This window comes from Citrobacter sp. Cf088, assembly GCF_030334295.1.
Lineage (GTDB): Bacteria > Pseudomonadota > Gammaproteobacteria > Enterobacterales > Enterobacteriaceae > Citrobacter > Citrobacter freundii.
In genome coordinates this window covers 332937-358813 of sequence record NZ_JAOWEE010000053.1, presented here as the reverse complement: position 1 = coordinate 358813, position 25877 = coordinate 332937, and the positions used below count along the sequence as shown (strand labels likewise).

Annotated in this window: 27 protein-coding genes and 1 riboswitch; of the genes, 15 read left to right on the top strand and 12 right to left on the bottom strand. The window is 51.4% G+C overall.

All coding sequences use genetic code 11. The annotated features are described in order from the left end of the window. Positions 1 to 7 precede the first annotated feature (7 nt). A complete protein-coding gene (locus OGV71_RS14565) occupies positions 8 to 442 on the bottom strand; it encodes a DoxX family protein (protein ID WP_032949620.1) in 435 nt (144 codons plus the stop codon). A 152-nt stretch (positions 443 to 594) separates the two neighbouring features. Here OGV71_RS14565 and poxB point away from each other — a divergent pair, with 152 nt between their 5' ends. The 4 genes from poxB to OGV71_RS14545 all read left to right on the top strand — a co-directional run bounded on the left by poxB (position 595) and on the right by OGV71_RS14545 (position 5903). Continuing rightward, positions 595 to 2313, top strand: a complete 1719-nt coding sequence (poxB, locus tag OGV71_RS14560; protein ID WP_003027264.1) for a ubiquinone-dependent pyruvate dehydrogenase — start codon at positions 595 to 597, stop codon at positions 2311 to 2313. Positions 2314 to 2349: 36 nt separating this feature from the next. Beyond that, positions 2350 to 3351: a low-specificity L-threonine aldolase gene (gene ltaE, locus OGV71_RS14555; protein WP_016150626.1), complete on the top strand. Its 1002-nt coding sequence runs from the start codon at positions 2350 to 2352 to the stop codon at positions 3349 to 3351. Positions 3352 to 3361: 10 nt separating this feature from the next. Further along, on the top strand, positions 3362 to 4792 hold the full coding sequence (locus OGV71_RS14550; protein WP_115455215.1) for an SDR family oxidoreductase: 1431 nt from the start codon (positions 3362 to 3364) through the stop codon (positions 4790 to 4792). 97 nt (positions 4793 to 4889) lie between these two features. Then, complete coding sequence (locus OGV71_RS14545) at positions 4890 to 5903, top strand: 3-beta-hydroxysteroid dehydrogenase (RefSeq protein ID WP_003840192.1); 1014 nt, start codon at positions 4890 to 4892, stop codon at positions 5901 to 5903. 48 nt (positions 5904 to 5951) lie between these two features. Here OGV71_RS14545 and OGV71_RS14540 read toward each other — a convergent pair whose 3' ends face one another. Next, complete coding sequence (locus OGV71_RS14540) at positions 5952 to 6782, bottom strand: N-acetylmuramoyl-L-alanine amidase (protein ID WP_204583443.1); 831 nt, start codon at positions 6780 to 6782, stop codon at positions 5952 to 5954. Continuing rightward, positions 6779 to 7102: a heavy metal-binding domain-containing protein gene (locus OGV71_RS14535; protein WP_001160725.1), complete on the bottom strand. Its 324-nt coding sequence runs from the start codon at positions 7100 to 7102 to the stop codon at positions 6779 to 6781. Before OGV71_RS14535 ends, OGV71_RS14540 begins: the two co-directional genes overlap by 4 nt. Positions 7103 to 7228: 126 nt before the next feature. Here OGV71_RS14535 and OGV71_RS14530 point away from each other — a divergent pair, with 126 nt between their 5' ends. The 7 genes from OGV71_RS14530 (at position 7229) to yegS (ending at position 12827) form a co-directional block, all read left to right on the top strand. After that, positions 7229 to 7744 carry a lipoprotein gene (locus tag OGV71_RS14530; RefSeq protein WP_003027292.1) on the top strand — a complete coding sequence of 172 codons (516 nt, stop codon included), beginning with the start codon at positions 7229 to 7231 and terminating at the stop codon, positions 7742 to 7744. Between the two features lie 225 nt (positions 7745 to 7969). Then, positions 7970 to 8698, top strand: a complete 729-nt coding sequence (artP, locus tag OGV71_RS14525; protein ID WP_003027295.1) for an arginine ABC transporter ATP-binding protein ArtP — start codon at positions 7970 to 7972, stop codon at positions 8696 to 8698. Positions 8699 to 8714: 16 nt separating this feature from the next. Beyond that, the gene (gene artI, locus OGV71_RS14520; protein WP_003027298.1) at positions 8715 to 9446 is read left to right on the top strand and encodes an arginine ABC transporter substrate-binding protein ArtI; all 732 of its coding nucleotides are present in this window, start codon (positions 8715 to 8717) and stop codon (positions 9444 to 9446) included. Positions 9447 to 9452: 6 nt separating this feature from the next. Continuing rightward, the gene (gene artQ, locus OGV71_RS14515) at positions 9453 to 10169 is read left to right on the top strand and encodes an arginine ABC transporter permease ArtQ (protein ID WP_003027301.1); all 717 of its coding nucleotides are present in this window, start codon (positions 9453 to 9455) and stop codon (positions 10167 to 10169) included. Beyond that, positions 10169 to 10837 carry an arginine ABC transporter permease ArtM gene (gene artM, locus OGV71_RS14510; RefSeq protein ID WP_003840185.1) on the top strand — a complete coding sequence of 223 codons (669 nt, stop codon included), beginning with the start codon at positions 10169 to 10171 and terminating at the stop codon, positions 10835 to 10837. The genes artQ and artM overlap by 1 nt, the downstream gene beginning before the upstream one ends. 227 nt (positions 10838 to 11064) lie before the next feature. Then, the gene (gene artJ, locus OGV71_RS14505) at positions 11065 to 11796 is read left to right on the top strand and encodes an arginine ABC transporter substrate-binding protein ArtJ (RefSeq protein ID WP_071697509.1); all 732 of its coding nucleotides are present in this window, start codon (positions 11065 to 11067) and stop codon (positions 11794 to 11796) included. A gap of 131 nt (positions 11797 to 11927) precedes the next feature. Then, positions 11928 to 12827, top strand: coding sequence for a lipid kinase YegS (gene yegS / locus OGV71_RS14500; protein WP_003027310.1), 900 nt, complete (start codon positions 11928 to 11930; stop codon positions 12825 to 12827). A gap of 22 nt (positions 12828 to 12849) precedes the next feature. On the opposite strand, the gene fbaB is transcribed toward yegS, so the two are convergent. Then, positions 12850 to 13902 (bottom strand): class I fructose-bisphosphate aldolase, encoded by a 1053-nt coding sequence (gene fbaB, locus OGV71_RS14495; protein ID WP_003027312.1) that lies wholly within the window; start codon positions 13900 to 13902, stop codon positions 12850 to 12852. Between the two features lie 252 nt (positions 13903 to 14154). Here fbaB and OGV71_RS14490 point away from each other — a divergent pair, with 252 nt between their 5' ends. From OGV71_RS14490 to OGV71_RS14480, 3 genes are read left to right on the top strand one after another with little or no spacing between them, the layout of a single operon-like run. Next, entirely contained in the window at positions 14155 to 15432 is a 1278-nt protein-coding gene (locus OGV71_RS14490) for a nucleoside permease (RefSeq protein ID WP_003027315.1), read from the top strand. Then, entirely contained in the window at positions 15429 to 16433 is a 1005-nt protein-coding gene (locus OGV71_RS14485; protein ID WP_071697508.1) for an ADP-ribosylglycohydrolase family protein, read from the top strand. The genes OGV71_RS14490 and OGV71_RS14485 overlap by 4 nt, the downstream gene beginning before the upstream one ends. Then, the gene (locus tag OGV71_RS14480) at positions 16430 to 17395 is read left to right on the top strand and encodes a PfkB family carbohydrate kinase (RefSeq protein ID WP_071697507.1); all 966 of its coding nucleotides are present in this window, start codon (positions 16430 to 16432) and stop codon (positions 17393 to 17395) included. Before OGV71_RS14485 ends, OGV71_RS14480 begins: the two co-directional genes overlap by 4 nt. On the opposite strand, the gene OGV71_RS14475 is transcribed toward OGV71_RS14480, so the two are convergent. Genes OGV71_RS14475 through thiM form a run of 3 tightly spaced genes read right to left on the bottom strand, consistent with a single transcriptional unit; the run spans position 17369 to position 19743 of the window. Then, positions 17369 to 18115, bottom strand: coding sequence for a GntR family transcriptional regulator (locus tag OGV71_RS14475; protein ID WP_003027325.1), 747 nt, complete (start codon positions 18113 to 18115; stop codon positions 17369 to 17371). The genes OGV71_RS14480 and OGV71_RS14475 overlap by 27 nt on opposite strands. Before the next feature lie 42 nt (positions 18116 to 18157). Beyond that, positions 18158 to 18958, bottom strand: coding sequence for a bifunctional hydroxymethylpyrimidine kinase/phosphomethylpyrimidine kinase (thiD, locus tag OGV71_RS14470; protein ID WP_003027328.1), 801 nt, complete (start codon positions 18956 to 18958; stop codon positions 18158 to 18160). A gap of 2 nt (positions 18959 to 18960) precedes the next feature. Further along, a complete protein-coding gene (thiM, locus tag OGV71_RS14465) occupies positions 18961 to 19743 on the bottom strand; it encodes a hydroxyethylthiazole kinase (protein WP_071697506.1) in 783 nt (260 codons plus the stop codon). 31 nt (positions 19744 to 19774) lie between these two features. Then, a riboswitch (TPP riboswitch) is annotated at positions 19775 to 19871 on the bottom strand. Positions 19872 to 20105: 234 nt separating this feature from the next. Between thiM and OGV71_RS14460 the strand changes: the two genes are divergently transcribed. Then, positions 20106 to 20438, top strand: a complete 333-nt coding sequence (locus OGV71_RS14460; RefSeq protein WP_016150637.1) for an RcnB family protein — start codon at positions 20106 to 20108, stop codon at positions 20436 to 20438. Positions 20439 to 20493: 55 nt separating this feature from the next. Here the strand turns inward: OGV71_RS14460 and OGV71_RS14455 are convergent, their stop codons facing one another. The 5 genes from OGV71_RS14455 to OGV71_RS14435 all read right to left on the bottom strand — a co-directional run bounded on the left by OGV71_RS14455 (position 20494) and on the right by OGV71_RS14435 (position 25863). Continuing rightward, positions 20494 to 21516 carry a fimbrial protein gene (locus OGV71_RS14455; RefSeq protein WP_071697505.1) on the bottom strand — a complete coding sequence of 341 codons (1023 nt, stop codon included), beginning with the start codon at positions 21514 to 21516 and terminating at the stop codon, positions 20494 to 20496. Positions 21517 to 21527: 11 nt separating this feature from the next. Next, positions 21528 to 24014, bottom strand: coding sequence for a fimbrial biogenesis outer membrane usher protein (locus OGV71_RS14450; RefSeq protein WP_128298878.1), 2487 nt, complete (start codon positions 24012 to 24014; stop codon positions 21528 to 21530). Between the two features lie 14 nt (positions 24015 to 24028). Then, positions 24029 to 24709 (bottom strand): fimbrial assembly chaperone, encoded by a 681-nt coding sequence (locus OGV71_RS14445; RefSeq protein WP_071697503.1) that lies wholly within the window; start codon positions 24707 to 24709, stop codon positions 24029 to 24031. A 63-nt stretch (positions 24710 to 24772) separates the two neighbouring features. After that, entirely contained in the window at positions 24773 to 25303 is a 531-nt protein-coding gene (gene yehD, locus OGV71_RS14440; protein WP_003844375.1) for a fimbrial protein YehD, read from the bottom strand. A gap of 278 nt (positions 25304 to 25581) precedes the next feature. After that, a complete protein-coding gene (locus OGV71_RS14435) occupies positions 25582 to 25863 on the bottom strand; it encodes a DUF2574 family protein (RefSeq protein WP_071697502.1) in 282 nt (93 codons plus the stop codon). Between the last annotated feature and the right edge of the window lie 14 nt (positions 25864 to 25877).

The following is a 25877-nucleotide window of genomic DNA, read 5'->3' as shown; positions in this document are numbered from 1 at the left end:
ATGGTAACTATCGCCAGGCAGAATTTCCTGCAACGGAGTAACGCCCCGCCCCCAAAAACGCCACGGCCAGCGCACCGATGAAGAAATACACCAGACTTTCAATCGCCCATGCACCGGTTTTATCCAGTGTCCAGGTTTCGCCCATCCCGACCATCAGCCATGCCACAACCATCGTAAACGCCAGCCCCAACGCTGCCGGACGCGTCAGGATGCCTAGAATAATCAGACACGGCGCTACAACCTCTCCCAGCAGAACGCCGTACGCAATAAAGCCCGGGAAACCTTTCGCTATCAACATACCGCTGATGCCATCAATACCAGCAAACAGTTTATGCAGCCCATGAAACAGCATCAGCCCACCGACGGCAAGGCGTAACAAAAACTTGCCAAAATCTTCGTGAGCCAGTACCCGGTTAACTGTATTTAATAGTTTTATAACCATTTGAATTTATTCCTTGTTTCACCATGTCCAATAACAAACTACGCTTAATACAGATTAAATGAAACCTGCCGGAAATAAGGGGTAATGAGAAGCATAACGATTATCTTCATCTAAACTTGTAACCGGTATCACATTAGAGGAGAAGGAAAACCATGAAACAAACGGTTGCCGCTTTTATTGCTAAAACACTCGAACAAGCTGGCGTTAAACGTATTTGGGGTGTGACGGGAGACTCGCTCAATGGCCTTAGTGACAGTCTGAATCGTATGGGCACGATTGACTGGATGCCAACCCGCCATGAAGAGGTTGCCGCTTTTGCCGCAGGCGCAGAAGCCCAACTGACCGGTGAGCTGGCCGTCTGTGCCGGCTCATGCGGACCGGGAAACCTGCACCTGATTAACGGCCTGTTTGATTGCCACCGCAACCATGTCCCGGTGCTGGCGATTGCCGCGCATATTCCCTCCAGTGAGATAGGCAGCGGTTATTTTCAGGAGACCCACCCGCAGGAGTTGTTCCGTGAATGTAGCCACTATTGCGAGCTGGTCTCCAGCCCTGAGCAGATCCCCCAGGTGCTGGCTATAGCTATGCGTAAAGCGGTGCTCAACCGTGGCGTCTCCGTGGTGGTATTACCCGGTGACGTGGCGCTGAAGCCCGCCCCTGAAAGCGCCACCACGCACTGGTATCATGCGCCGCTCCCGGTAGTCACCCCGGAAGAGGAAGAGCTGAGAAAACTGGCGCAACTGCTGCGCTACTCCAGCAACATCGCCCTGATGTGCGGCAGCGGCTGCGCCGGTGCGCATAAAGAGCTGGTTGAGTTTGCGGCTAAAATCAAAGCCCCGATCGTGCACGCTCTGCGCGGGAAAGAGCATGTTGAGTACGATAACCCCTATGACGTGGGTATGACCGGGCTGATTGGCTTTTCATCCGGCTTCCATACCATGATGAATGCCGACACGCTGATCCTGCTCGGTACCCAGTTCCCCTATCGCCCGTTCTACCCCACCGACGCCAAAATTATTCAGATTGATATCAATCCGGCGAGTATTGGCGCGCACAGTAAAGTTGATATGGCGCTGGTAGGCGATATTAAATCCACGTTGCGCGCCCTACTACCTCTGGTGGAAGAGAAAACCGAGCGGCAGTTCCTGGACAAAGCACTGGAGCACTACCGCGAGGCGCGCAAAGGGCTGGATGATTTAGCCAAACCCAGCGATAAAGCCATTCACCCGCAATATCTGGCGCAACAGATCAGCCACTTTGCCGCTGACGATGCCATCTTTACCTGCGACGTTGGCACGCCAACGGTGTGGGCAGCACGCTATCTGAAAATGAACGGCAAACGTCGCCTGCTCGGATCGTTTAACCACGGGTCGATGGCTAATGCCATGCCGCAGGCACTCGGCGCACAAGCGACCGAACCAGGACGTCAGGTTGTGGCAATGTGCGGTGACGGCGGCTTTAGCATGCTGATGGGCGATTTTCTGTCGGTGGTACAAATGAAGTTACCGGTGAAGATTATTGTCTTCAACAACAGCGTGCTGGGATTTGTGGCGATGGAGATGAAAGCTGGTGGTTATCTGACTGACGGCACCGAACTGCACGACACGAATTTCGCGCGGATTGCCGAGGCCTGTGGCATCACGGGCATTCGCGTGGAGAAATCTTCAGAGGTTGATGAGGCGCTGCAAAGGGCGATGTCAATTGACGGCCCGGTGCTGGTCGATGTGGTGGTGGCGAAAGAAGAGCTGGCGATCCCGCCGCAGATCAAACTCGAACAAGCCAAAGGTTTTAGCCTGTATATGCTGCGCGCAATCATCAGCGGACGCGGTGATGAAGTGATCGAACTGGCGAAAACTAACTGGCTCAGGTAAAACAGAGGGCATTACCTCACTTAAAAAGGAATGCCCGTGATTGATTTACGCAGTGATACCGTCACCCGACCCAGTCGCGCCATGCTCGAAGAGATGATGGCCGCCCCGGTCGGGGACGACGTCTACGGTGATGATCCTACCGTTAATGCCCTCCAGCAATACGCGGCCGAGCTTTCTGGCAAAGAAGCCGCCATTTTCTTACCTACCGGCACTCAGGCGAACCTGGTTGCACTGCTCAGCCATTGTCAGCGCGGCGAAGAGTATATCGCCGGTCAGGGCGCGCATAACTATCTCTACGAAGCGGGTGGCGCAGCGGTGCTCGGCAGCATTCAACCGCAACCCATCGATGCCGCGCCGGATGGCTCCCTGCCGCTGGACAAAGTGGCAGCAAAAATCAAAGCAGACGATATCCATTTTGCCCGCACCCGTCTGCTCAGTCTGGAAAACACGCATAACGGCAAAGTTCTGCCGCGCGAGTATCTGAAAGAGGCCTGGGAATTCACCCGGGAGCGCAATCTTGCCCTGCACGTCGACGGCGCGCGTATTTTTAACGCCATCGTCGCCTATGGCTGTGAGCTTAAAGATGTCACGCAATACTGCGACTCGTTCACCATTTGTCTTTCCAAAGGTCTGGGAACGCCGGTAGGCTCGCTGCTGGTCGGCAGCCACGAGTACATCAAGCGTGCCATTCGCTGGCGCAAAATGACCGGCGGCGGCATGCGCCAGGCGGGTATTTTGGCGGCGGCCGGACTGTATGCGCTGAAAAATAACGTGGCGCGTTTGCAGGAAGACCATGACAACGCCGCCTGGATGGCGGAGCAACTGCGCGAAGCAGGGGCGGACGTCATGCGCCACGACACCAACATGCTGTTTGTTCGCGTTGGCGAAGAGCACGCGGCCGCGCTGGGTGAATATATGAAAGCGCAGGGTGTGCTGATTAACGCCTCCCCGATTGTGCGCCTGGTGATGCATCTGGACGTATCACGTGAACAACTTGCTGAAGTCGTCGCCCACTGGCGCGCTTTTTTAACCCAATAAGGAGATGGGCGTGCCGCAACGGATTTTGGTTCTTGGCGCCAGTGGCTACATTGGTCAGCATTTGGTACAGGCGCTCAGTCAGCAAGGGCATCAGGTGTTGGCTGCGGCACGTCGCATTGAACGACTGGAAAAGCAGCAACTGGCCAACGTCAGTTGCCATAAAGTCGATTTGAATTGGCCAGATAATCTCACCCCGCTGCTGGCGGGTGTTGATACGGTTTATTACCTGGTCCATGGCATGGGTGAAGGCGGTGATTTTATCGCCCACGAACGTCAGGTGGCGATGAACGTCCGCGATGCACTGCATAATACACCGGTCAAACAGCTTATTTTCTTGAGCTCATTACAGGCTCCCCGGCATGAACAATCCGATCATCTGCGTGCGCGACAGATAACCGCAGATACTCTGCGTGAATCAGGCGTGCCAATGACGGAATTGCGTGCGGGCATTATCGTGGGGGCAGGTTCCGCTGCCTTTGAAGTGATGCGCGACATGGTCTACAACCTGCCCGTACTCACCCCTCCGCGCTGGGTGCGCTCACGAACCACACCCATCGCGCTGGAGAATTTGATGTACTACCTGGTGGCGTTGTTGGATCATCCCACGCAACATCACCGCGTACTCGAAGCAGCCGGCCCGCAGGTGTTGAGCTATCAGGAACAGTTCGAGCATTTTATGGCGGTCAGCGGTAAACATCGCCTGCTCATCCCCATCCCCTTCCCTACCCGCTGGATTTCGGTCTGGTTTTTAAACGTCATTACGTCAGTGCCGCCAACCACGGCCAAAGCGCTGATCCAGGGCTTAAAACACGACCTGCTGGCAGATGACACCGAACTACGTGCGCTGATCCCGCAAAAGCTGATTGCCTTTGATGACGCGGTGCGCAGTACGTTGAAGGAAGAAGAGAAGCTGGTCAACTCCAGCGACTGGGGTTACGACGCACAGGCGTTTGCCCGCTGGCGTCCAGAATATGGCTATTTCGCCAAACAAGCTGGCTTTAGCGTTGAAACCTCCGCCAGTAAAAAAGCACTGTGGCAGGTAGTGAATCGACTCGGCGGCAAAGAAGGCTATTTCTTTGGCAATATTCTATGGAAGACGCGCGCGGCGTTGGACCTGCTGGTCGGCCATAAGCTGGCAAAAGGTCGTCCCGAACACCCACTATTGCAAGTTGGCGACACCGTTGATAGCTGGAAAGTCATCATCGTTGAGCCGGAGAAACAGCTGACGCTGCTGTTTGGGATGAAAGCGCCGGGATTGGGTCGCCTGAGCTTCACACTGGAAGATAAAGGCGATCATCGACGCATTGATGTACGCGCCTGGTGGCATCCACACGGTATGCCTGGCCTCTTCTACTGGCTGTTGATGATCCCCGCCCACCTGTTCATTTTCAGGGGGATGGCGAAGCGTATAGCCAAACTTGCAGAACAAATCACAGACTAATGATAAAAAGAGCCTGTATTCTTTCATGTTTCCCATTGCATACAGGCGTATTTCACGGAAGAATGCGCACGACGTTTTTTAAACACAGTGGATTGATATGAAGGTACTGGTTACCGGAGCCACCAGCGGCTTGGGCCGAAACGCGGTTGAGTTTTTATGCAGCAAAGGCGTCAGCGTCAGAGCCACCGGTCGCAACGAAGCGATGGGCAAGCTGCTGGAGAAAATGGGCGCAGAGTTTGTGCATGCGGATTTGACCGAGCTGGTTTCTTCGCAAGCAAAAGTGATGCTTGCCGGCATCGACACGCTGTGGCACTGCTCCAGTTTTACCTCACCGTGGGGAACTCAGGAAGCCTTCGATCTGGCCAACGTTCGCGCAACTCGCCGTCTGGGCGAGTGGGCCGTGGCCTGGGGCGTTCGCAACTTCATTCATATCTCCTCGCCGTCGCTCTATTTTGATTATCACCACCATCGCGATATCAAAGAGGACTTTCGCCCGCACCGCTTCGCCAATGAATTTGCCCGCAGCAAAGCAGCTGGCGAAGACGTGATCGCGTTGCTGGCGCAGGCCAACCCGCAGACGCGTTTTACGGTATTGCGTCCGCAAAGCCTGTTCGGACCACACGATAAGGTCTTTATCCCGCGCCTGGCCCATATGATGTACCACTATGGCAGCATCCTGTTGCCGCACGGCGGAAGTGCGCTGGTAGATATGACCTACTACGAAAATGCAGTGCACGCGATGTGGCTGGCAAGTCAGCAAGCCTGCGATAAGCTGCCGTCAGGTCGCGCGTACAACATTACCAACGGCGAGCATCGCACTCTGCGCAGCATTGTGCAGAAGCTCATCGACGAGCTGAATATTGATTGTCGGATCCGCTCCGTTCCCTACCCGATGCTGGACATGATTGCCCGCAGCATGGAGCGTTTAGGCAATAAATCGGCAAAAGAGCCAAAGCTGACGCATTACGGCGTCTCGAAGCTAAATTTTGATTTTACGCTGGATACTACCCGCGCTCAGGAAGAGTTGGGTTATCAGCCCATTGTGACGCTGGATGCAGGGATTGAACGTACCGCGGCCTGGCTGCGCGACCACGGTAAGCTGCCGCGTTAACCATTGCCGGATGGCGGCGCAAGCGCCATCAGGCATTGGTATTCTGCGTTAACCCTGCCCGTATTTTTCCAGTAACGCTTCGGCAATCGCCTGAGTTTCTGCATCCGCCACGCCGTTCCACAGCGTCGGGCGGAAGTGCATCTGGAAGGCCATAATCACCCGCTGCTGTTCGCGCGGCGTCATATCAGATTTTATCTCATAGCCGTAACGCGACAGCAGATCGAGTAAAGATTCGGTTGCTACCGGCGTATGAGGCGCTCGTCCGGCAAGATAAAATGCTACGCGCTGAGTGTCCGGCCACGCGCCAATTCCCTGTTCGGCCAGCACTTTCCATGGGAAAAGCGGTCCAGGATCGTCCTTACGTTGCGGCGCGATATCCGCATGGGCTACCACGTTCTGCGGTTTTATGTCGTAGCGGGCGATAATATCTTTCGCCAATGGGATCAGCGCCTGAATCTGCGCGGGTTCAAACGGCGCAAAATATTTTATCCCTGCCGATTTTTGCCAGCCACGGTTTTCCAGCTCAATGCCAATTGAGGTATCGTTAATACGCGTAGCGCCACGCCAGAAGCTAATCCCCGCATGCCAGGCCAGATCTTTTTCCGGCACCAGTTGCCAGATACGCGGTTTGCCGCGGTAGAGTGGCGGCACAGCCGGGATCAAATAGTGCGAGCTGACGTTTTTATCGGTCAGCGTAGCCAGAGAAGAGTCAAAATCATCGGCCGTGTAATGGATAACCAGCACTTTAATGCGTGGATAAGCAGCCTGTGCCTGACGGCGGGTATCTAACTGATACCCGTCTTTGTCGACAATCCCTTTTTCGCCAGCACATCCCACCAGCAACAGCGTAAATGCCAGCAGACACAACAGACGCTTCATCGGCGAGTTTTCACCGCGGTACCGCTGACGCTCACCATCAGCATACTGCCGTCTTTGCCCACGGTTTCGTAATCAATATCAATACCGACCACCGCATCAGCACCCAGCGCTTTGGCCTGTTCGCCCAGTTCCTGGAAAGCAATTTCACGCGCTTTACGCAGCTCTTTTTCATACGCGCCGGAGCGACCGCCGACAATATCGCGAATGCCGGCGAAAAAATCGCGGAAAATATTCGCGCCTAAAATGGCTTCGCCAGTCACAACACCGCAGTATTCCACGATGCTCTGCCCTTCCAGCGTAGGGGTAGTCGAAAACTGCATGGTTAATCTCCTTTTTGCGCTAAGAGCACGATCTCAAAAGCATTATCGAACCAATCCACTATCATTGAAAGGATATATTCTATCAACGTAGAACACTAATAGTAGAAAGCTAATAAGGAAATCATTATGCGCTACTCGAAACTCTCTCTGCTGGTTCCATTTGCACTACTTCTCAGCGCCTGTACGACCGTGACGCCGGTCTATAAAGATAACGGCACGCGTAGCGGTTCATGCGTAGAAGGCGGGCCAGACAGCGTGGCTCAACAATTCTATGATTACCGTATTCAGCATCGAAACAATGATCTTACCCCACTTCGTCCATACCTTAGCGACAACCTGGCTAAACTGCTGACCGACGCCAGCCGCGATAATGCACACCGCGACCTGTTTAACAGCGATCCGTTCTCCAGTCGGGCTACGTTACCGGACAGTGCCAGCGTCGCCAGCGCATCGACTATTCCGAATAGTGATGCACGCAACATTCCGCTACGCGTAGAGCTGAAACAGGGTGACCAGAGTTGGCGTGATGAAGTGCTGATGATCCGCGAAGGCCAGTGCTGGGTCGTTGATGATGTACGCTATCTGGGCGGCAGCGTACACGCGCCAGCCGGGACGTTGCGCCAGTCTGTCGAAAACCGTTAATCGCGCCATTTACTCGCCCAAATCATAACCCCCATTAATTGTCTGGCATTCTGCATAGAATGCCGACAATTATTCTTGCCCACTGGTGGCCTCGCTATTTTGTGCTATGTTTAGAGAAGAATGCGGTTTGCATTTAACTTTTAACGCATAAATATTGCATAACTATTCTGTCAAAGGTAGTATCTGCGGCTTCAATAGCTATCAGACTGCCAGTATCGAGTGTCAATGAGTATTCAATTAAACGGCATTAACTGCTTCTACGGCGCACATCAGGCGCTGTTCGATATCACGCTGGATTGCCCTCAGGGTGAAACACTGGTGTTACTTGGCCCAAGTGGAGCCGGGAAAAGCTCGCTACTGCGCGTACTCAACCTGCTTGAGATGCCGCGCTCGGGCACGCTCTCTATTGCTGGTAACCGTTTCGACTTCACGAAAACCCCGTCAGATAAAGCCATTCGGGATCTGCGTCAAAACGTGGGCATGGTCTTCCAGCAATATAATCTTTGGCCGCATCTCACGGTGGTGCAGAACCTGATTGAAGCGCCCTGCCGCGTACTGGGGCTGACGAAAGAGCAAGCGATGGCGCGTGCCGAGAAACTGCTGGAACGACTGCGTCTGAAGCCGTACAGCGATCGCTATCCACTGCATCTGTCCGGCGGCCAGCAGCAGCGTGTGGCCATTGCCCGCGCGTTGATGATGGAACCACAGGTGCTGCTGTTTGATGAGCCTACCGCAGCGCTTGACCCGGAAATCACCGCCCAAATCGTCAGCATCATTCGTGAGCTGGCGGAAACCAATATTACTCAGGTGATCGTCACCCACGAAGTGGAAGTTGCTCGTAAAACGGCCAGTCGCGTGGTGTACATGGAAAACGGTCATATCGTCGAGTTTGGGGATGCGAGCTGCTTTGCCAACCCGCAAACCGAAGCGTTTAAAAACTATCTTTCTCACTAAGATTCGGGACAATACAATGAAAAAAGTTCTGATTGCCGCGCTAATCGCAGGTTTTAGCCTTTCCGCTACCGCAGCCCAAACCATTCGTTTCGCCACCGAAGCGTCTTATCCTCCGTTTGAATCGATCGATGCTAACAACAAGATCGTAGGGTTTGACGTTGATCTGGCGAATGCGCTGTGTAAAGAGATTGACGCTACCTGTACCTTCACCAATCAGGCCTTCGACAGCCTGATCCCGAGCCTGAAATTCCGTCGTTTTGACGCGGTGATGGCCGGTATGGACATCACGCCTGAGCGTGAAAAACAGGTTCTGTTCACCACCCCTTACTACGACAACTCTGCGCTGTTTGTTGGCCAACAGGGTAAATACACCAGCATTGATCAGCTGAAAGGCAAAAAAGTCGGCGTTCAAAACGGGACGACGCACCAGAAATTCATCATGGATAAACATCCGGAAGTGACTACCGTGCCGTATGACAGCTATCAGAATGCCAAACTCGATCTGCAAAACGGTCGTATTGACGGCGTCTTTGGTGATACCGCAGTAGTAACAGAGTGGCTGAAAGACAATCCAAAACTGGCCGCGGTTGGCGACAAAGTCACTGATAAAGATTACTTCGGTACCGGTCTGGGCATCGCTGTGCGCCAGGGCAATACCGAGCTGCAGCAGAAATTTAACGCTGCGCTGGAAAAAGTGAAGAAAGATGGGACTTACGAGACCATCTACAACAAATGGTTCCAGAAGTAATATTTGATGAATGAATTTTTTCCTTTAGCAAGCGCCGCCGGGATGACCGTCGGCCTTGCCGTTTGTGCGCTGATCATTGGCCTTGCGCTCGCCATGTTTTTTGCCGTCTGGGAGTCAGTAAAATGGCGCCCGGTGGCATGGGCGGGCTCGGCCCTGGTCACCATCCTGCGCGGTCTGCCAGAAATTCTGGTGGTTCTGTTTATCTATTTCGGCTCCTCACAACTGCTGCTGACGCTGGCCGATGGCTTTACGATCAATCTCGGGTTTGTACAAATCCCGGTTCAGATGCAGATCGAAAACTTCGACGTCAGCCCGTTCCTGTGCGGTGTCATTGCACTGTCATTGCTGTATGCCGCTTACGCGTCGCAAACGCTGCGTGGCGCGCTGAAGGCCGTGCCACTCGGGCAATGGGAGTCAGGTCAGGCGTTAGGTTTGTCTAAAGCCGCGATCTTCTTTCGTCTGGTGATGCCGCAGATGTGGCGTCATGCCTTACCGGGACTGGGTAACCAGTGGCTGGTATTGCTGAAAGATACCGCGCTGGTCAGCCTTATCAGCGTGAACGATCTGATGCTGCAAACCAAGAGCATCGCTACCCGTACCCAGGAGCCGTTTACCTGGTACATTGTGGCGGCCGCTATTTACCTGGTGATTACGCTGGTGAGTCAGTACATTCTCAAACGCATTGACCTGCGCGCGACACGTTTTGAGCGGAGACCAGGCTGATGCTTGAGTATTTACCTGAATTGTTGAAAGGGCTGCATACAAGCCTGACGCTGACGGTCGCCTCCATCGTGGTTGCTCTGGTACTGGCGCTGATCTTCACCGTCATCCTGACGCTGAAAACGCCGGTACTGGTGTGGCTGGTTCGCGCTTATATCACGCTGTTTACCGGTACACCGCTGCTGGTGCAAATCTTCCTGATCTACTACGGACCAGGACAGTTTCCGGCATTGCAAGAATATCCGGTACTGTGGCATCTGCTCTCTGAACCCTGGTTATGCGCCTTAATTGCGCTGTCGTTAAACAGTGCTGCCTACACTACGCAACTGTTCTACGGCGCTATCCGTGCAATCCCGGAAGGCCAGTGGCAGTCCTGCGGTGCATTGGGGATGAGCAAAAAGGATACGCTGGCGATTCTGTTGCCGTACGCCTTTAAACGCGCCCTCTCCTCATATTCCAACGAAGTGGTGCTGGTATTTAAAAGTACCTCACTGGCTTACACCATCACCCTGATGGAAGTCATGGGTTATAGCCAACTGCTGTACGGCCGTACTTATGACGTTATGGTATTCGGTGCTGCGGGTGTTATTTACCTGATCGTCAACGGCTTGCTGACGCTGATGATGCGCTTAATCGAACGTAAAGCGCTGGCGTTTGAACACCGGAATTAAATCGGTATTTGTGCCTTTGTAGGTCGGATAAGGTCTAACACCGCCATCCGAAAAATGTGCATAAGCAAAAAATACAAAGACGGACAACAACCTAAATTGTCCGTCTTTTTTTATGCCATTAAAAATATTTAATCATTTTCATTGCATATAAATTCATTAAATGGCATTGTTAATCCACGCCGCAGACACGGTAAATAATCATAAGATTGACAGACGGGAGTTCCACCATGAAAAAGTTAGTACTGGCCGCATTACTTGCTACTTTCGCCGCTGGCGCCTCAGCTGCTGATAAAATTAGTTTCGGTGTATCAGCCACGTATCCGCCATTTGAATCACTGGACGCCAGCAATAATATTGTCGGTTTTGACATCGACCTGGCAACGGCGCTGTGCAAACAAATGCAGGCAGAATGTACTTTCACCAATCACGCTTTCGATAGCCTGATCCCCGCGCTGAAATTCAAGAAATATGATGCGGTTATTTCCGGAATGGATATCACACCTGAGCGTAGCAAGCAGGTTGCGTTTACTCAGCCTTACTATGCCAACTCCGCGCTGGTGATTGCGAAAAAAGACACCTATAAAACCTTTGCCGACCTGAAAGGTAAGCGCATCGGTATGGAAAACGGCACCACCCATCAGAAATACCTGCAGGATAAACATCCTGAGGTGAAAACCGTGGCCTACGATAGCTATCAGAATGCGATTATCGACCTGAAAAATGGCCGTATTGATGGCGTATTTGGCGATACTGCTGTGGTTAACGAGTGGCTGAAAACCAACCCGCAGTTAGGCGTAGCCACTGACAAAGTAACCGACCCGCAATACTTCGGTACTGGCCTTGGCATCGCGGTTCGCCCGGATAACAAAGCCCTGCTGGAAAAACTGAACAGCGCGCTGGCGGCAATCAAAGCTGACGGCACGTACCAGAAAATCAGCGATCAGTGGTTCCCGCAGTAACGTCTGCCCAATCTGAAAAGCCGCGCTCTGCGGCTTTTTTTATCTCTTCGCCTGCGCTTTCAGTCAGTTCTTACGCCATAAACACTTTCCTGGCATACACTTGTTAAAACGAAAAAAAGTGAGGCAAACGGATGATAGCGTTCCCTGCCAGTTTACTGATCCTCAATGGAAAAAGTGCTGATAATCTCCCCCTGCGTGATGCCATTGCGAAGCTTCGCGATGAAGGCGTGGAAATCCATGTTCGCGTGACCTGGGAAAAAGGCGATGCCCAACGCTACGTTGATGAAGCTCGTCAGCTAGGCGTTGAAACGGTGATTGCCGGCGGCGGCGACGGCACCATCAACGAAGTTTCGACGGCGCTGATCCAGTCGCAGGGCGACAATATTCCGGCGCTGGGTATTTTACCGTTGGGAACGGCAAATGATTTTGCCACCAGCGTGGGGATACCCGACGACCTCGATAAGGCGTTAAAGCTGGCTATCGCCGCAAATGCGACAGCGATCGATATGGTGCAGGTCAATGATAAAACCTGTTTTATCAACATGGCGACCGGCGGCTTCGGCACACGTATCACTACCGAAACGCCGGAAAAACTCAAAGCTGCGTTGGGTGGCGTATCATACTTTATCCACGGATTAATGCGCATGGATACGCTCAAACCCGACGTCTGCGATATTCGTGGGGAAGATTTTCACTGGCAAGGTAAGGCGCTGGTGATTGGTATCGGTAATGGTCGTCAGGCTGGAGGCGGGCAACAGCTTTGCCCAACGGCGCTGATCAACGATGGTCTGTTGCAACTGCGCATTTTTACCGGCGAAGAACTGTTGCCAGGGCTGCTTTCGGCGTTAACGCAATCCGAAGACAACCCTAACATCATCGAGGGCGCATCATCGTGGTTTGATATCCGCGCCCCACACGAAATTACCTTTAATCTTGACGGCGAACCGCTCAGCGGACAGGAGTTTCATATTGAAATCCTGCCTGAGGCGTTACGTTGCAGACTGCCGCCGGGTTGTCCACTGTTGCGCTAACACAACGACACCCCGGCTGTAATCAGGCGATGGTAACTTTGCTGTCCAGATAAACATCCTGCACGGCGTTAATCAGCTTAACGCCGTCGGCCATGGTTTTCTTGAATGCTTTGCGTCCAAGAATCAGCCCCATGCCGCCTGCTCGTTTGTTAATCACCGCCGTACGTACCGCATCACTGAGATCGGTTTCGCCGCCAGCCGCGCCGCCGGAGTTAATTAACCCGGCGCGCCCCATATAACAGTTCGCCAGTTGATAACGTACCAGGTCAATTGGATTCTCGCTGGTCAACTTAGTGTAGACGCGATCGTCGGTGTAGCCAAAATTAACCGCTTTATACCCACCGTTATTTTCCGCCATTTTCTGCTTAACGATATCCGCTCCGATAGTGGCAGCCAGATGGTTAGCCTGTCCGGTAAGATCGGCAGAAACATGGTAATCCACGCCATCTTTTTTAAACGCGGAGTTACGCAGATACGCCCACAACACGGTAACCATACCCAGCTCATGGGCGCGCTCAAATGCGGCCGAAATCTCCTCAATCTGGCGACGGGACTCTTCTGAACCGAAATAGATGGTTGCCCCTACCGCAACCGCGCCCATATTGAACGCCTGCTCTACGCTGGCATACAGCGTCTGGTCGAACGTATTCGGATAGCTGAGCGTTTCGTTGTGGTTAATTTTAACGAGGAACGGAATGCGGTGCGCGTAGCGGCGGGAGACAGAAGCCAGCACGCCATAGGTCGATGCCACGCAGTTGCACCCTGCTTCGATAGCCAGCTCCACAATATTCTTCGGATCAAAGTACAGCGGGTTAGCCGCAAATGATGCCCCAGCGGAGTGCTCTACCCCCTGGTCCACCGGTAGAATCGACAGATACCCTGTCCCGGCCAGTCGCCCCGTGTTATACAGCGTCTGCATGTTACGCAGCACGGCAGGCGGCCGATTGTTATCCACCATCACACGGTCGACGTAATCATGTCCAGGCAGGTAAAGTTGATCAGAAGGAATGGTCATACAACGATGCTGTAAAAGGTTGTCGGCGTCTTTGCCAAGCAACTGCGCAATATCAGTCATAGCTATGCTCCCGTAATTTCCGATTTGAAACCGGAATGTGGATTGTCCTGACCCGACTTTTTGCGGGCAGCATTAAGCCTGGTACCGACTGCGCTTTTTTTCCATCTTTAGCGCACTTTTCAGCAACTTCTGCTGGCTCGATTCAGGAAGAAATAATGTTAAGGCGGTCAAATTTAGACCTCAAAGGTATTTTAAAGGTATTACCTGATGGTACTATCAATGCGTACCTTACCTGTCATGAAGGATTTAAAGATGAAAACTACAGTTAAGCTGTCGTTCATGATGTTTGTAGAGTGGTTTATCTGGGGCGCCTGGTTTGTACCGCTGTGGCTGTGGCTGAGTAAAAGCGGCTTTAGCGCCGGGGAGATCGGCTGGTCCTACGCTTGTACCGCGATCGCCGCGATCCTGTCGCCCATTCTGGTCGGTTCAATCACTGACCGCTTTTTCTCCGCGCAAAAAGTGCTGGCGGTGTTGATGTTCGTCGGCGCTATTCTGATGTACTTCGCCGCCCAGCAAACCACCTTCAGCGGATTCTTCCCGCTGTTACTGGCCTATTCGTTGACCTATATGCCGACGATTGCGCTGACTAACAGTATTGCTTTTGCCAACGTACCGGACGTTGAGCGTGATTTCCCGCGCATCCGAGTGATGGGAACCATCGGCTGGATTGCCTCTGGTTTGGCCTGTGGTTTCTTACCGCAAATGCTTGGCTATAGCGACATTTCACCCACCAATATTCCCCTGCTGATCACTGCCGGAAGCTCTGCACTGTTGGGCGTCTTTGCGTTCTTCTTACCGGATACGCCACCAAAAAGTACCGGTAAAATGGATTTCAAAGTCATGCTGGGTCTGGATGCGCTGATCCTGCTGCGCGATAAAAATTTCCTCGTCTTTTTCTTTTGTTCTTTCCTGTTTGCGATGCCACTGGCGTTCTATTACATCTTCGCCAACGGCTACCTGACAGAAGTCGGAATGAAAAACGCCACCGGTTGGATGACGCTGGGCCAGTTCTCTGAAATCTTCTTTATGCTGGCACTACCGTTTTTCACCAAACGCTTTGGCATTAAAAAGGTATTATTGCTTGGTCTTATTACTGCGGCGATCCGCTACGGATTTTTCGTTTACGGTGGTGCGGAAGAATATTTCACTTACGCCCTGCTGTTTCTCGGCATTCTGCTGCACGGTGTCAGTTACGACTTCTATTACGTCACGGCCTACATCTATGTCGATAAAAAAGCGCCGGTTCACATGCGCACCGCAGCGCAAGGGCTTATCACCCTCTGCTGTCAGGGATTCGGCAGCCTGCTCGGTTACCGTCTGGGCGGCGTGATGATGGAAAAAATGTTTGCTTACCAGGAACCGGTTAATGGTCTCACCTTTAACTGGGCTGGCATGTGGGGATTTGGCGCGGTCATGATTGCCGTCATTGCCGTGATGTTTATGATTTTCTTTCGCGAATCTGACAAAGAAATCACCGCCATTAAGGTGGACGATCGCGATGTAGCGTTGAAACAAGGGGAAGTAAAATGAAAGCAGAACGTATTCTCGGTGCTCTTTATGGGCAGGCGTTAGGGGATGCGATGGGCATGCCGTCGGAACTGTGGCCAAGAACCCGGGTTAAAGCCCATTTCGGTTGGATCGACAGTTTTTTGCCTGGTCCGGCGGAAAATAATGCTGCCTGCTACTTTAACCAGGCAGAGTTTACTGATGACACGTCTATGGCGTTGTGTCTGGCAGATGCCCTGCTTGAGTGCGACGGCGAGATTGTACCCGACGTTATCGGTCGCAATATTCTGGCCTGGGCAGAGCGTTTTGATGCCTTTAATAAAAACGTGCTCGGCCCGACCTCAAAAATTGCGCTCAAAGCCATTCGCGACGGCAAACCTGTCGCCGAACTGGAGAATAATGGCGTGACCAACGGTGCGGCAATGCGCGTTTCGCCACTGGGATGCCTGCTACCCGCCCGCAATCTTGATGCCTTTATCGATGATGTGGCATTGGCCTCCAGCCCGACGCATAAATCGGATCTGGCTATCGCGGGAGCCGTTGTCGTCGCGTGGGCGGTATCTCGCGCCATCGACGGAGGAACATGGTCGGAGATTGTCGATGCGCTGCCTGCCATTGCCCTTCACGCGCAGCAAAAGCGGATCACTACCTTTAGCGCCTCTCTCTCTGCACGCCTTGAGATGGCGCTGAAAATCGTCCGTGATGCCGACGGCATTGAGTCTGCCAGCGAACAGCTGTATCAGGTGGTGGGAGCCGGAACCAGTACGATTGAGTCCGTGCCTTGCGCCATCGCGATGGTCGAACTGGCGCAGACTGATCCCAATCGCTGCGCCATTCTGTGCGCGAACCTCGGCGGCGATACCGATACCATCGGAGCGATGGCTACCGCCATTTGTGGCGCGCTCCATGGCGTAAGTGCGATTAATCCGGTATTAAAACATGAACTGGATGCGGTTAATCAGCTGGACTTTACCCGCTACGCCAGTGGGTTAATGCGACTGCGTGAGCAGCGGGAGGCGCTATGAGCAATACGCATCTGCAACAACTTCTCTCGCAGTTACGTACACAGCGGCCAGTAACGGTGGTGGGTGCAGCGGTGATTGATGTCATTGCCGATGCGTATGCCCTTCCCTGGCGAGGCTGTGACATCGAACTCAAACAGCAAGGCGTGAACGTTGGCGGCTGCGCACTCAATATTGCCGTAGCGCTCAAGCGCTTAGGTATCGACGCCAGTAATGCGTTACCGCTGGGTCAGGGGGTGTGGGCCGACATTATCCGCAATCGGATGGCAAAAGAGGGGCTGCACAGTCTGATCGACAACGCCGAAGGCGATAACGGCTGGTGTCTGGCGCTGGTGGAGCCGGATGGCGAACGTACCTTTATGTCCTTTAGCGGCGTTGAGAATCAGTGGAATGCCGCCTGGCTGGCACAGCTGGATATCCCGCGTCATAGCCTGGTGTATCTCTCGGGTTATCAGCTAGCGTCCCCGTGCGGTGAATTGCTGGTGCAGTGGCTGGAAGGTCTGGAAGAGGTGACACCGTTTATCGATTTTGGCCCGCGCATCGGCGACATTCCCGAGCCCTTACTGGTACGAATTATGGCCTGCCGTCCGCTGGTGTCACTTAATCGTCAGGAGGCGGAAATTGCTGCCGAGCGATTTGCATTGAGTCAGGATGTGGAAGGTTTTGGCGCAGAATGGGTGCAGCGTTTCACCGCACCGGTGGTCGTGCGTCACGATAAAGACGGCGCATGGTATTTCAGCGCACAGACATCCGGCTGCGTACCGGCATTTGCAACGGCGGTCATTGATACTATCGGCGCAGGAGACAGCCACGCCGGCGGCATGCTGGCCGGACTAGCGTCTGGCTGGACGCTGGCCGACTCAGTGCTGTTAGGTAACGCGGTGGCGTCCTGGGTAGTTGGGCATCGCGGCGGCGATTGCGCGCCCTCGCGCGAGGCGCTACTCCTCGCACACAAAAACGTATAGATCGCTACGACAGTAACTGATGCTGTATTCAATAGGCCGTTGCTGCTGGTCAAGCGCTACCTGCTTGATCACCAGTACCGGCACTTTACTATCCATTTGAATGTGCGCCTGGAACTCTGCATCCGGCATTCTGGCGCTGACGCGTGAGCGCGTACGCTGCGGGAAAATATGCTGGCTACGAAAATAGTCATACAGAGAAACACCAATGGCATCCACGTCATGAATTAGATGTGCGGGTACCCAAGACTCTTCAATAGATACTGCGTCTTCGTCAACGTAACGAATGCGTTTGAGCAGAAAGACATCACTTCCTGTGACAACAGCCAACTGCTGTGCCACCTCTTCCGGGCAAGGTACAATTCTTTTGTTAACCCACAACGTATCCGGTTTTTTACCGCGCAACACCACCTGCTGAGAAAAACCGCGCGCTTCTTTGAGCGAATACTCGAAGATATTGTTGATTTGCGTTCCGTAACCGCGGGCACGTGTTACTACACCTTCTTCTTCCAGGGCCTGCATCGCCTTGCGTACCGTAATCCGAGAAACGCCGGTCAACTGGCTGAGGTCGCGCTCGCCGGGCAGGATATTGCCGTGTTCCAGGATCCCACTGCGCACAGCATTCTTCACCGTCTGCGCAAATTTCATATACAGCGGCGTGTTATCCGCCGCTGAAATACGTTCATTCAGTTGTGCGATAAGCTGGGTATGCGCTTGTTCCATTTATCTTTTCCCTGGCCGCCGTTTCTGCAGCCAGTATACCCATTACCACCACGCGTGAAAATGATGCACCGGACCAATTCCCTCGCCAACTTCCAGCGTGTCTGCCTGTGCCAGCGCCGCTGAAAGCCACAGTTTGGCTTCCTGTACGGTATCGGCCCAGTTGTTATGGCGCGGACGCAGGGCTGCCAACGCCGCCGATAGCGTACAACCGGTGCCATGGGTATTTTTGGTCATCACCCTCGGCGCGGTAAAACGCTGCTCGCCTTCGCGAGTAAAGAGCCAGTCGGGGCTTTGCGCGTCATCCAGATGACCGCCCTTCATCAACACCGCCTCGCAACCCAGCGCCCGTAGCGCTCTTCCCTGCTCTAACATCTCCTGCTCAGTCTGCGCATGCGATGCCCCGAGCAGTGCAGCAGCTTCGGGTAAATTAGGGGTGATAATCGAAACCTGTGGCAGCAAACGGGTACGCAGCGTTTCTACCGCCGAGGGTGACAGCAACGGATCGCCACTTTTCGCCAACATCACCGTGTCCAGCACCACATTTTGTACCCGATGGCGACGCAAACGTTCGGCGACCGCTTCAACAATATCCGTCTCCGCCAACATACCAATTTTTGTGGTGTCGATACGCACATCACTCAACACAGAGTCCAGCTGCGCAGCGACAAAGTCAGGTTCAATACGATACACCGACTGCACCCCGCGCGTATTTTGCGCCACCAACGCCGTAATAACGGAACAGCCGTATGCGCCCAGCGCCGAGAAGGTTTTTAAATCGGCCTGAATACCCGCGCCACCGCTTGGATCGGTTCCGGCGATCGTTAATGCGTTAATCCGTTTCATGCTTACTCCTGGGCGTTCAGGTTATAAAGGGCGTCGAGAAATGCCGGGACAAAGCTGCCCGGTCCGTTTGATTGCTCGGTGGCGATTTGCCCGGCCTGTTTCATCCAGCTACAGGCGGAGGCGACGTTATCAAGTCGGTCACCATGCAAGGCACAACTGGCTGCAACAACCGCTGATAGCGCGCATCCGGTGCCCACCACACGAGTCATTAACGGGTCGCCGCCGTCCACGCAAACGGTACGCTGACCATCGGTGACGTAATCCACTTCGCCGGTAACCACGACAATGGTCCCAATCTGACGAGCCAGCGCCTGCGCTGCCGGAAGCGCAGCGACAGCTGTATCGGTTGTATCCACGCCGCGTCCCCCACCGTTCATGCCGGCCAGAGCAAGTATTTCCGAAGCGTTGCCACGAATAGCAGCAGGCTGTAGCGACAGTAAATCCAGACAAAAGCGGCGGCGAAACTCAAGCGCGCCTACGGCAACGGGATCGAGCGTCCACGGGGTTTTAGCATGATAAGCCCGCTCAACGGCGGCGCGCATCGCCGTGGCCCGCTCCTGAGTTAAGGTACCGACATTAACCAGCAATGCACTGGCAATAGCGGCGAATTGGCTGGCTTCTTCAGGTTCGATCACCATCGCCGGCGATGCGCCCAGCGCCAGTAGTGTATTGGCAGTAAAGCTTTGCACGACCTCATTGGTCATACAGTGTGTGAGCGGGGATAGGGTTCTAAATTGGTGCAAAGTGTGAGCCGCGAGCGCGCGGCTGTGCAGGTCAGGCTGCATGGTTCAGCTCCTGCCCGCGCGAAGAAGGGACACGGGCAGTGTCAGACTTCCCTACGCTGGCATTATCCAGATCAGGTGGTACGGGTATTTCTCAGCCTTCACAAGGAAGGGCACCCCGAGTCGTTGAAACACAAACGTAATATGCTGGTTTCAGTAACAGGATACTGCCTGTGCTTAGCGATGTAAATTGGCGTACTACCCGCCCTCACAGTGAAACTACTGGTCAAGGTTGCTGCAATTCTGTACTTTCATTTACACTTTTTACGAAATGACTGGAGTGATCACAAAATAGTCCTTGTCAGACATCCGGTATGCCAGGAATGATACATGACTGATTTTGATGACCCGAAGAGGTAGAGAGGATGGGTATGAAGAATAAAATGTTGCTGGGTGCACTTCTGCTTGCAAGCAGCGTCGTCTGGGCCGCGCCAACCGCAACAGCTGCCCCCACCGGTATCGATAAGTATGAACTGAGCAGCTTTATTGCTGACTTCACCCATTTCAAACCCGGTGACAAGGTTCCACCACTGTATCTCACCGAAGAATACACCATTAAACAGTGGAATCTACGCAATCTGCCCGCGCCGACGGCAGGCACCCACTGGACCTACATGGGCGGCGCGTATGTGCTGGTCAATGATGCCGATGCTAAGATCATTAAAGCCTACGATGGCGAGATTTTTTATCACCGCTAATCGAATAAAAACACGTACTTTCAGCAAGAAAGTACGTGAGATAACCACCAATCAATTAGTCGTAAGATACCGCAAAGGTCACTTTACTTTGTACGTCACCAGGCTGTAGTGATTCTCCTGTTACGCGAACATATTTCGCAGTGATGGGAAAAGTGTAACTACTTTTGATTTCAGTCAGTTTAGCTATTTTGTTCATCAGCGTATCCCCCAATTTCAACGGCGATGTCGCACTGCCGTTAAAAATCTGGAAACCCACTCCCTTTGCGCCATTCATTACGGTATTTTTCAGTATCGTTCCACTGCTATCCCAGTCGCCGCGTACCACTTTAAAACTCACTGGATTGGTAGTGACGTTATTGATGCTTTCGCATTTCAGTTCCAGTTCTGTGGAACCAGATTTAGTATTGTTTGCGCTTAACATTTCTTTTAGCGTCGTATTCGGCATCTTAATTTCGTATGTCGACTGGGAGAAACGACAGGTTGTTGGTTTGTGCTTGACGGTAAATGTAATATTTTGTGCGTAAGTGTTTTTACCACTCAGTTTACCTGTCAACCAACACCATAGCCACGCCCCAAGACTCTTCCGACATGAATTATCAGCTAAAATATTTATTGCCGGACGCCCCAAATTTATCGTATTACCACTAGATATCGTTAAATCAGCACTGCCAGGTGTTATATATGAAACTTCAAGAATAAATGGTTTTGAGTTAAACGCCTCTTGTGTTGTATATGATTTTGAGGCAATTACCCCTCCCCCATTACCCGTCGCAACAGGAAATTCAGTGTTTTCGAGCATGTTAAACTTTAGAAAAATAGATTTATTCGCACCGGGTTCCTTCAATTCTATGACATAGTTTTGAAATGGCGTCGTATAATCCATAAAATCTGTATTTTCATTACATGAAAAAGTATCGTTTAGGTTTGTGTTTATTACAAGACGAACAGGAGAACCCACCGTTACTGTCGTCATGTCCAGCTCTATCGTTTGTTGTGCTGATGTATTCGAACCTAAGGTACATTTAGCCTGCACCAAGAAAGGAAGCAAACATAAAATTAAAACCCAATATTTTTTCATAAACGAATCCCTTATCGGCAAATATAGACTTTATTCTCATCAATCACCTTATCGAAGGTAATCGTGCAGAATTGTCCCTGATTTTTATTAACCACGACGCGTACCGATGCGGGAATATCGTTGGTGCGAATAAATAACCGACTGCCCTGGCCGATCAGACCGACGTTATTACCTGCGCTATCTTCAACCTCATAGCCGAACGATAACGGAGAGCCGTCTGGTCGTTTGGCGAGGAAATACCATAGCTTACGCTGATCGGTTTCAAACTCCGTCATCACGACCGCGCCGCGATAAGGAACAGTAGCTTTACGATTACCCAGCAGCGCCACGTCGCTTTTACTATCGGACAAATCCAGCATCAGCATATTTTCACGATACGGCGTCAGGCTGTCATACATAGCGTAACCTTTACTGTCCGTTGTTAAGTAACGGTGCCCCTGCACCGCCGCCCCCTGTAAACCCGGCGCTTTAACAATGGCGAAAGTATCGGAAAGCCGTGACGTCAGCGCCACGCCGTCAGACCACACCACAACACCGCCCTGAATATTACCGCTGGCCTGTTGATACTTATTCGACTGGCTGTAGCTGCCGCCTATGGTCGCTATCTGCGCGCGCCAGGCCATATTACCGCCCGCAGTTGTTTCATTCCCCTGCCGTTGGTGACTGAGGTTGGCGCCGTAGCTGAACTGATCGCGATTACCCGCCACCCCGCTTAAGCTGGTGTTATTCGACTGATAACCGTCATCATCGAATGTCGTTGAGTTAGAGACAAACAGATCGCGGCGAGGGGTAGATATCCCGTCCCCCCACGAGAATGGGATGGAGATATACAGGTTAAAACGCTTATCCTCGTGATTATCCTCATCGTACGTTTGGCTAACGGCAAAGGTATAGCTGATACGTTGCCAGGAGTTCGAATAACTTATTTGATAATCTTTACCCGTTCCGCTGCGTTGCCAGTAATCACGCCACAAACCGCTTACGGCCAGAAATCCCAAGTCGCCAGGCAATGCCTGATTGATGTTCAGGGAAAAACTATTCTTACGGCCAAAATCATTCTGATAATAATCAGCAATGTCATAAACATCATTTTCATCACGGTTGTAGCTATTTTTGTTATTCGCCCAAACGTGATCGTTAAAGGTACGATAATCCCGCGAAGAGTAGCGAAAGGCCGCCAGCGCAAACTGAGTTCCGGTCTGTGCGACATATTTATTCCATGCTACCTGATAACTCTGTCCGTCAAAAACGCCGTTATCCTGCTCACTGTGCGATCGTGTGGCGTCTACCGAAACCGCACCAATTGGCGTATTCCACCCTGTGCCAAGCACAAATGAATAATAGTTATCCGATAACATTGAGCCGCCATAAACTGTAAGCAGATTATTCAAGCCATAAAAATAACTACCCTGCATAAAATCAGACTGATTACTCGCACCTGCAATATCGCTACGTCCGGCAGCCAAATCATATTTCGCCACACCTGCCTGCAACATATTCGGTACCGATGAATAAGGTACCAGGTAATGTCTTATCGAACCATCTGCCTCTTTAACACTCACATCCAGATCTGCACCACCACCTGCAAGCTGCAAATCATCAATGGCAAATGGGCCTGGAGAGACCTCTTTTTGATAAATCACAAAACCATTTTGTTCGATGGTTACCAGCGCGTTACTCTGGGCAATACCACGTACTACTGGGGTAAAATTCTGTTTTGAGTTCGGTAACATTTGCATATCACGCCAGATACGCACCCCGCGAAAGCGTACCGCGTCAAAAATATCCGCCCCGGTATACATGTCCCCGACGCGCAATGTACCGAGAATTGACGGAATACCACGTTCCATATATAACGTATTACTTTTCCACTCGCCGCTACCTTCGTTGCCTTTGGTATAGTTGGCATTCGAATGCAGCTGCCAACCCAGCAAATTCAACCCGCTGTTCAGATTAACATAGCTACTTTTATCATTACCGCCGTGTTTATAATCACTGTAATACTGGCTGGCATAATAAGCCGTATAAAATGCGTTAATTCCACGGTCCCAAGTTTCGGGAGGCATATAACCCGGTTCATATTCGTTCACAAATGCCTGAGGCACGCTTAGATTTAATGCAAACTGCCCAATATCATACCCTATGTTGCCGCCCTGGACTGCTGATCGTAGCGGAACACAATCCACGCTTTTATCCGCTTTAATACCGTCGGTACGAATGCCTATCTGCTGTAATTGCGCCCAGGATAAACATGTTTCATCGGGATCGGTTTTAATATTAATATCATAATGACCACGCCATTGATTATTCAGATAAATATCCATCTCGTACATGCCTGGCATGGGCTTATCACCATCAATTAGATAGCGTGATATTTTCTCACCATTTAAACCACCAATCATAAAGTGGGTATCAAACGTTTCTTCTTCAGCCCATACAGATGATGAAGTCGCCAGCACCGACAAAATGGCCAGTGTAATCGAATTAATCTTTGACATAGCCAGTCCTTGAGCTATTTTTCAGCTTTGATTTTTTCACTCAAATAATTGCCGTGATCATCAATAAGCGTAACATTGTAATGACTCACAATAGCAGCAGTGCTCAGCATTTTTTCTGACCACGGTGCCAACAGCATAGTTTCTTTATTAAGTTTCGCTTTACCGCTAAGCTCAGGGATAGTTATCCAGTTAGCCGAATTATTCTTGATTGTAATACCGCTACCACTATTTCTGATGTTCAGCTGGGTAAAGCTACTTTTATCAACGCCGGCAATTCCCTGCGGGCGATAAATAAATTTAATACGGTTTTGCATCGCAAATTTAATGATGTTCTTACCTTCGGAATCCGCAGAGTTCGGTGGGATATCCAGCACGTTAAGGAAGAATAAACTTTCGCGATCTTTCGGCAACGTATTTGGCAACAGCTTAATTTTCAGCTGTTGGCCAGAACCACCGCTCACCTTTGCCACCGGCGGTGTCATCACAAACGGTACCTGAATTTTCTCCGGCGGCAGGTCGGTGTCACCATCATCAATCCACGACTGGACGAGTGCACTGCGATTGCCTTCATTCATTAACTGCACGGTAATCTCTTTTTTCTGCGCCGGATAAATGATACGCGTACCGTAAATATAAATCCCACCCCACGCAGGCAATACTGTGCCAGCCAAAAATAATGCTAATATCTTTTTCATTATAATTATCCTTACTACAGAAATAATCGGCGGCCGCAGCCGCCGACAAACAGGATAGTAATCTTAATCAGTAACTACGGTCATCGTAAGCGAAGAGGCAACATCACCACTCTCGACAATACCAGTTCCAACTTTCGCATAACGCGCACTAAAGTCCAGAACATATTTATTGTCGGCTGTTTTGGTTAACTGAATACCAGACTCAGGATTAACCTGTTCATTACCATAATAGACTGCAAAACCAGCACCGTTATTCGAGGCAGTATTTCGTGTAATGTATTTATTCGTGCTGTCGAATTGAGAACTGGAGAAAGTAATTTTCGGTGCTTCAGTCCCCGTACACTCTACTGTCAGTGGTACAGTAGTTTTATTTGTGTAACCATCATAAACACCACCTGCACTCAAAGCATTTAATCTGTCAGCACCAATTTGGTTCATACCAATAGTCGCGGTGGAATCACCAGTAAATTTACAGGTAGTTCCAACCACCTTACCCGTAATAATTAATTCACCTTGATCGGTATCAGCAGCAAAAGCCCCAGCGCTCATAAATACAACAGACAGAACAGCAGCAGAAATAATTGAACGTTTCATAATATCTTCCCTAATGAATTAATTTCGATTTGTTAAGAGCAGTTATCTCTTGAAAAGAAATTCTCACAACTGAAACGTTGCCGCAATGTAAACACGTTGTTTTATTGATTTAAAACAAGTTACAAATCGCAATATACATGCAACAAATAAATCAGGATTTGTATTATTTTCAGAATTAATAAATCTATGCAATTAACTGCCAGGAATGATTTATTCTATGCATAAAAAAACCACATATCATTCATTAAAATGATATGTGGTTAATAAAGGCGTTCTTTTTAATCGTAGCGATTGAGTACGATCTGTCGCGTGGTATCGCCAGGGACAGTAACCATTTCCGTCACCACCCCGCGCGCAGGTGAAGAAGCAACATCGTTAACATTTGAAAAATGAAGTGTCTTGCCACACCGCTGTTGCACGTCGTTATTCACAACATCGGTACTACAGGTTGGTTCGGTTACTCGTCCACTGATTGTTAAGGTCGCGGTATCGGAAGCAAACGCAGATGCACTTATTCCATAAGTCAGAATGATAGTTCCCATCAGCGAGCTAATTTTCATTTTTATCGTCACCT

Excerpts from the sequence above, each read along its gene's own strand:
- OGV71_RS14565 (WP_032949620.1), bottom strand. The coding sequence starts at position 442 with ATGGTTATAAAACTATTAAATACAGTTAACCGGGTACTGGCTCACGAA.
- poxB (WP_003027264.1), top strand. The coding sequence starts at position 595 with ATGAAACAAACGGTTGCCGCTTTTATTGCTAAAACACTCGAACAAGCT.
- OGV71_RS14545 (WP_003840192.1), top strand. The coding sequence starts at position 4,890 with ATGAAGGTACTGGTTACCGGAGCCACCAGCGGCTTGGGCCGAAACGCG.
- OGV71_RS14540 (WP_204583443.1), bottom strand. The coding sequence starts at position 6,782 with ATGAAGCGTCTGTTGTGTCTGCTGGCATTTACGCTGTTGCTGGTGGGA.
- OGV71_RS14535 (WP_001160725.1), bottom strand. The coding sequence starts at position 7,102 with ATGCAGTTTTCGACTACCCCTACGCTGGAAGGGCAGAGCATCGTGGAA.
- OGV71_RS14530 (WP_003027292.1), top strand. The coding sequence starts at position 7,229 with ATGCGCTACTCGAAACTCTCTCTGCTGGTTCCATTTGCACTACTTCTC.
- artP (WP_003027295.1), top strand. The coding sequence starts at position 7,970 with ATGAGTATTCAATTAAACGGCATTAACTGCTTCTACGGCGCACATCAG.
- artI (WP_003027298.1), top strand. The coding sequence starts at position 8,715 with ATGAAAAAAGTTCTGATTGCCGCGCTAATCGCAGGTTTTAGCCTTTCC.
- artQ (WP_003027301.1), top strand. The coding sequence starts at position 9,453 with ATGAATGAATTTTTTCCTTTAGCAAGCGCCGCCGGGATGACCGTCGGC.
- artM (WP_003840185.1), top strand. The coding sequence starts at position 10,169 with ATGCTTGAGTATTTACCTGAATTGTTGAAAGGGCTGCATACAAGCCTG.
- artJ (WP_071697509.1), top strand. The coding sequence starts at position 11,065 with ATGAAAAAGTTAGTACTGGCCGCATTACTTGCTACTTTCGCCGCTGGC.
- yegS (WP_003027310.1), top strand. The coding sequence starts at position 11,928 with ATGATAGCGTTCCCTGCCAGTTTACTGATCCTCAATGGAAAAAGTGCT.
- fbaB (WP_003027312.1), bottom strand. The coding sequence starts at position 13,902 with ATGACTGATATTGCGCAGTTGCTTGGCAAAGACGCCGACAACCTTTTA.
- OGV71_RS14490 (WP_003027315.1), top strand. The coding sequence starts at position 14,155 with ATGAAAACTACAGTTAAGCTGTCGTTCATGATGTTTGTAGAGTGGTTT.
- OGV71_RS14485 (WP_071697508.1), top strand. The coding sequence starts at position 15,429 with ATGAAAGCAGAACGTATTCTCGGTGCTCTTTATGGGCAGGCGTTAGGG.
- OGV71_RS14480 (WP_071697507.1), top strand. The coding sequence starts at position 16,430 with ATGAGCAATACGCATCTGCAACAACTTCTCTCGCAGTTACGTACACAG.
- OGV71_RS14475 (WP_003027325.1), bottom strand. The coding sequence starts at position 18,115 with ATGGAACAAGCGCATACCCAGCTTATCGCACAACTGAATGAACGTATT.
- thiD (WP_003027328.1), bottom strand. The coding sequence starts at position 18,958 with ATGAAACGGATTAACGCATTAACGATCGCCGGAACCGATCCAAGCGGT.
- thiM (WP_071697506.1), bottom strand. The coding sequence starts at position 19,743 with ATGCAGCCTGACCTGCACAGCCGCGCGCTCGCGGCTCACACTTTGCAC.
- OGV71_RS14460 (WP_016150637.1), top strand. The coding sequence starts at position 20,106 with ATGGGTATGAAGAATAAAATGTTGCTGGGTGCACTTCTGCTTGCAAGC.
- OGV71_RS14455 (WP_071697505.1), bottom strand. The coding sequence starts at position 21,516 with ATGAAAAAATATTGGGTTTTAATTTTATGTTTGCTTCCTTTCTTGGTG.
- OGV71_RS14450 (WP_128298878.1), bottom strand. The coding sequence starts at position 24,014 with ATGTCAAAGATTAATTCGATTACACTGGCCATTTTGTCGGTGCTGGCG.
- OGV71_RS14445 (WP_071697503.1), bottom strand. The coding sequence starts at position 24,709 with ATGAAAAAGATATTAGCATTATTTTTGGCTGGCACAGTATTGCCTGCG.
- yehD (WP_003844375.1), bottom strand. The coding sequence starts at position 25,303 with ATGAAACGTTCAATTATTTCTGCTGCTGTTCTGTCTGTTGTATTTATG.
- OGV71_RS14435 (WP_071697502.1), bottom strand. The coding sequence starts at position 25,863 with ATGAAAATTAGCTCGCTGATGGGAACTATCATTCTGACTTATGGAATA.